5 protein-coding genes are annotated in these 5,466 nt (G+C 40.7%); 2 read left to right on the forward strand and 3 right to left on the reverse strand.

The genetic code is table 11. From position 1 onward, the window contains the following. Positions 1 to 322: 322 nt before the first annotated feature. On the forward strand, positions 323 to 2,047 hold the full coding sequence (locus tag Q0668_RS10740; protein WP_298864093.1) for a sensor domain-containing diguanylate cyclase: 1,725 nt from the start codon (positions 323 to 325) through the stop codon (positions 2,045 to 2,047). Positions 2,048 to 2,270: 223 nt separating this feature from the next. Further along, the gene (locus Q0668_RS10745) at positions 2,271 to 3,056 is read left to right on the forward strand and encodes a glycosyltransferase family 2 protein (RefSeq protein ID WP_298864096.1); all 786 of its coding nucleotides are present in this window, start codon (positions 2,271 to 2,273) and stop codon (positions 3,054 to 3,056) included. A gap of 23 nt (positions 3,057 to 3,079) precedes the next feature. Here the strand turns inward: Q0668_RS10745 and Q0668_RS10750 are convergent, their stop codons facing one another. The 3 genes from Q0668_RS10750 to Q0668_RS10760 all read right to left on the reverse strand — a co-directional run. Next, the gene (locus tag Q0668_RS10750; RefSeq protein WP_298864098.1) at positions 3,080 to 3,997 is read right to left on the reverse strand and encodes a hypothetical protein; all 918 of its coding nucleotides are present in this window, start codon (positions 3,995 to 3,997) and stop codon (positions 3,080 to 3,082) included. Between the two features lie 55 nt (positions 3,998 to 4,052). After that, entirely contained in the window at positions 4,053 to 5,090 is a 1,038-nt protein-coding gene (locus Q0668_RS10755; RefSeq protein WP_298864101.1) for a mandelate racemase/muconate lactonizing enzyme family protein, read from the reverse strand. 137 nt (positions 5,091 to 5,227) lie between these two features. Continuing rightward, the coding region (locus Q0668_RS10760; protein WP_298864103.1) for a hypothetical protein at positions 5,228 to 5,466 on the reverse strand (239 nt) is incomplete at its 5' end.

The following is a 5,466-nucleotide window of genomic DNA, read 5'->3' on the forward strand; positions in this document are numbered from 1 at the left end:
ATAAGGAAAGGTGATCTGATTCATGAAGGGACCTGACACTCAATAAAAAGTTATCTGTAATGGGTTTAGGCATAGTTCTATTAGAAAATAACAGGAATCGCGCTGGAAGTGTAATAAGTGAGTTTTATTTGGATTATAACGAATTCAAGGCGTAACCAAATACAGAGGTGATATTCCTCAAGAGCAAAAGAAAAATGCATTCATCTTGTTCCAATTTTGAGCTAGGTTTTAATGAATACTATCAAAAATCTATTAATTACCACGTAATTAATTATCTCGATAAAATTGAACCGGCCTGTATTTTAGAAAGCGCAGGAGAGTGTTGTCTTATCTTTTTGCATCAATTATTGAAGTTTTTACGGATAACGTTGCACACGGTGTATCCAGTATGAGCGTCATGGCGATCGCGTTTATCTGTTTATTGCAATACATAGTATATACATTAAAAATGAGTGCTGTTCGAAAAGAGAGCGAGCAGATTCAACGTAATATTCATGAGGTAGAAGAAGAGTTAAATGATGTTCAGTCTGATCGTGCCATTACGCTGATCGAGAATCATATCTTAAGGGAATTTGTCAGCCAGTCTGAATTCGATCAGGCCATCGAATTACTCCTAAAACGATACGTTCCTTCGCTACGTGACGGATTTGGTATTTATTTCAATCTGGTTGATAGACAACTAATTCTCAGGGAATCACGGGGTATTACAAACGACGTACAAAACGCATTTGAGATTGATCAGAGGATATTAAAAGAATTACAGAAAGAGAATATCTTAATTTTAAGAGGGCAGAAATTACACGATTCAAAAATCTATGATTGCATCCATGAACAAGATAAGTCCAGAGTTCAAAAACTCTGTCTGATGGCTGTTTATGATAAAGCTGATATTTCTGGTATATTTCTCACAACAGACCTTTATCCAATCGGTGTTGATGAGGAGCAACAAATCAAACTGGCAAAGCGACTGCTGGTTTGTGTTTCACGTAATATTGTGAAGAATCAGGATTTTGAGAATCACCGCTATGAATTGCGGGTTACACGAGAACAACTTGAATTACGATCATTGGCTGATCAGCAATTTAAAACTCCTGTAAAAATGTTAGAGGAATTTCTGGATCGATTACGTCAATTGACAGATTCCAGTAGAGCAGGCTTATTCCTCTCGACACCGGATGAAGAAGAAGGGTGTAAAGCCATTGTTCAATGTGGGATGACACTTCAGGCTGGAGTGAAAGCACGATGGCGAGAGCATGAACTCAAACTGGTTCGATTAGGTCTGAATTCAGGAGAGAATTCAGCTCTTTCTGGTGAACAGTTAGAAAATCATGGAATCCATTCATTAATTGGTGCAGCGTTGATATCTCCCCTGGTTACCAATCGAAAACGAATCGGGGCAATCTGTCTGACTACTCAGGATAATCAACCCTATGATGAAAGATCAATTCGTCTCATCTCATGGTCCTCTCAGTTTCTTTCTAACACATTACTAAAAGTGTTAAGTCATGCAACGATTGAAAGGCAGGCTAAACAAGATGGTTTAACAGGTTTGGTAAATCGTCGTTCCTTTGATGAATTGATTGAAGACGAATTTAACCGCGCTCAAAATATGCAGATGGCTTGTTCGTTAATACTGATTGATTTGGATCATTTTAAAGCCTTGAACGATACTTATGGCCATCAGGCAGGAGATGAAGTTCTACGACGAGTATCATCAATATTGAAAGAACGAATTAATGAGATACGCTCATCAGATAATGTGATTGCTGCTCGATACGGCGGTGAAGAATTGGCAGTATTGCTGCCTGATATAGGATTAGCCGGAACAGAACGTATAGCAGAGGTCATTCGTCAGTCCATTGAATCTGCACTCATAGAGTTCAATCAAACACATATTCCAGTTACCGCCAGTCTTGGCATCTCGACCTATTCTCAGCATTCTATGGAGAATGTTGAGTCGCTGGTTGCAGCGGCAGACAATGCACTTTATCAGGCAAAAGCAGAAGGACGAAACCGCGTCTGTGGGCTGACCTCTTCACCGGTTTAATTGATTCTTTAAAACTCGCTCTTTTTGGACTTGTATAAGGCATAATTCTCGTAAACAATGCACCACCGTTTGTGCCTCTGTTTCCTGGATTTTCTGAATCCGAACTTTGATAAAATTTTGTGAGTGGTTGTATTTCTTTCGCAAAAATAACAAGGTCTCCAAAAAGAGGACAAAGCATGCAATTCAATTTAAAATTCGCAAAAAGCTAGATTCCCGTTTTGCTATGTCCAATCAATCTGATTCAGTACCTCATAGAGGTCGAGTGATTGCCGTTATGCCGGCTTATAACGCAGCCAGTACGCTGGAACGAACGATTTCTGATATTCCTGAGGGATCTGTTGACGAAATATTACTGGTCGACGACTGTAGCAGTGATAATACGGTAGAGGTAGCAAAGAATCTGGGATTAACCGTGATTCAACATGAACGGAATACCGGATATGGAGGAAATCAGAAGACCTGTTATCGCTATGCATTGGATGCTGGGGCAGATTATGTAGTGATGATACATCCAGATTACCAATATGACAGTCGCGTCGTACCTGTTGCGATCGAGTTAATTCGACTGGGTATTTGTGATGTTATTCTGGGTTCACGGATTCGCACCAGAGCTGAAGCTCTGGAAGGGGGGATGCCTTTTTACAAGTATATTGCTAATCGTGCACTCACCATCATTGAGAATATGGCACTCGGCCAGAATTTAGGTGATTTTCATAGTGGTTTTCGCGCATATCGGCGTGAAGTTCTGGAAAAAATTCCCTTTGAAAAGAACTCAGACGATTTTGTTTTTGATAGTCAGTTTCTTGCTCAGGCTGTTCAATTTGGATTTAAATTGAGCGATATTCCCGTACCCGTTCGTTATTTTGAGGAAGCCTCCAGTATCAATTTTAAACGCAGTTCCCGTTATGGATTGTTGACACTGGGAGTACTTTTTCAATACTGGGGAAATCGAATCGGGATTTGGAAGTCGGATGTTTTCTCAGATAATAAGCAATCTCTTGTCGATTGATCGATGTTTTCAAGCAGGTGAAATTACTTATTTTTTTGTGTACTTTGACGGGCGTCGTATTCATTCCAGAAATCCGCCGCCGCCTGCACATTCTCAAATGTGGTCCCAATTCCCTGAATTGATTTGTTTTCGCGAATGATATCCATTCCTTTTGTGATTTTGGAAGGAGTGAAAATCAGGCGTTGTAGAGGCATGTCTTTGAGTGGCGTTAAATCTGAAACCTCAGAGTTTGACAGATTCAATCTTAGAAACCGCATGCCTTTTAGAGGTGATAAGTCTGCAACCTTAGTATCTTGTATATCCAGACTTTCCAGCAGCATTCCTTTAAGGGAAGAAATATCGATGACTTCAGTTTTTGGTATCCACAACGTCTTTAATGGAAGTGTATTTACAATGCTTAGATCTTTGACTTTTGTATCAAAAAGGTTGAGTTGATTAATAGGCATTCCTTCCAACGGTGAAATATCAGCGATCGGTGTATGTTCTAAACGCAGTGTCTTTAAAGGCATCCCCTTCAAAGGAAGAAGATCGCTGACGAAAGTCCCTTCCAGATAGAGTTCGATTAACTTCATTCCTTTAAGGGGGCTCAAATCAGAGACCGGGCAGTTGGTGAGATCCAGATATTGCAGTTTTAATCCACTCAGTGCAGAGATGTTCTCCACTTTTAAATTAAAGAGATTAACCGAAATGATCTCGCCTTTTTCTTTGCCAAATTCAGCTTTGTTTTGATAATTTGGATTATCTTTCTTCAATTGGTCATGGATATCCTCTTCGTTAACGATGGCCGGTCCTGCAGGTGCAGTCGGAATCGGGGGATCTTCCTTAATGTGAGTGCTATTCGAATTTGAGGGCGATTGTTTATCATTACATCCGGTCAGGATGAGAAACGCTGAGAGCAGACATGCCACAAAAACTGAACGGAAAGAAGGAAAATGTTTCATGATGAACAGCACTTTCAGAGACCGGGAAATGACAAAGAGAATAATAAAAGTATGATTAATATAAAATTTTCAGATTGTTCTCATCGATCGTCAGACCAAATCCGGGTCGGTCAGATATTTCAATGATACCATTTTGTATCGCCGGTTGCCCCGCAACCCAAGTCATCCATGGACGACCAGTTTCTGCGAGCGGATTACGATCAAGGGCGGCAATTGCATGCAGAGCCCAAATTTCACATCCACGATGAGGGCAAACACGTAATCCGGCCTCATCTGCCATTGTGTAGATTTTAATCAGTTCCGTCAAACCACCACACCAGCAAACATCAGGTTGTAATACAGCGTGCAACTTTTGTTCGATTAATGGGCGAAAGGCAGCTGATGTAAATTCATGTTCTCCACCGGCAATAGGAACAGCTGATTTATCTTTGAGAACTTTATAGCCAGCCAAATCATCTGGCGATAATGGTTCTTCTATCCATTCTAACTGGTACTTGGCTATTTCTAATGAGATTGTAATAGTGGACTCGACATCCCATTTCATCCAGGCATCTACCATTAGGAGCCGGTCTGATCCAATCATGGAACGAGCTTGTTCAATGGAAGCGACGATTGGCTCTTGCTGTTTCGCCGTACCTGCTTTTCCGAGATGTAATTTATACCCGGCATGCTCAGAGTCAGAAGATAAATCCTGAATGTCCCAGACGGTATGATAGGTTGGGATTTTTTTTCCTGGAAATCCTCCCAGCAAAGATACGATGGGTAATTTTTCTGACTTTCCCCGCAGGTCCCACAATGCCAGATCGATGCCGCTGATAGCCATTACAGCGATTCCTTTGCGGCCAAAAGCCAGAGTCGCCTGATACATTTCACTCCAAAGCTGAGAAATATCTTCGGGGTTTCTTCCGATTAATAGATCACGTAAAACAGTTTTGACAACATGAATTCCTGCCAAACCTCCTCCGCCGACTCCATAACCTGTGATACCACAATCAGTGTCAATGGCTATTAGGATTTGACCTAAACTGGTACGCCAGTCCTGGGGGGATTTTTCTCCGATGGGCTGTGATGCGCGAACGTCTGTGATTTTCATGGTGATATTTTACATGATTTAAAAGAAAAATGCAGCGAACATTTTTCATATCAGACGATAGAGAAGGAATGATTTTTGCAAAACGAATCTGTGACCATGTGATTCTGAATGAGAGTGAAAGAAATAATCTATCAGGATTATTTTCCTTCAGCTGCAACCTTCTGATTTTGTGGTTTCACATTTACGGGTGCCACACGGAAATTCTTAGGTCGATTTTTTTTCAACCAATCATCCATGGATTTTGTGATTTCACCAGGAATTAATGGATTCGCTCCGGATTGAAGAATGATGGCAACCGGTTTGATGATTTGCTGGTAAGCATCATTGATAAATGTCTTATTTACTGGATTTACTGGTTTTTGAGTTAAACCATCAT

Origin of the sequence: uncultured Gimesia sp. (assembly GCF_937910335.1) — a bacterium.
In the GTDB taxonomy this organism is placed as follows: Bacteria; Planctomycetota; Planctomycetia; order Planctomycetales; family Planctomycetaceae; genus Gimesia.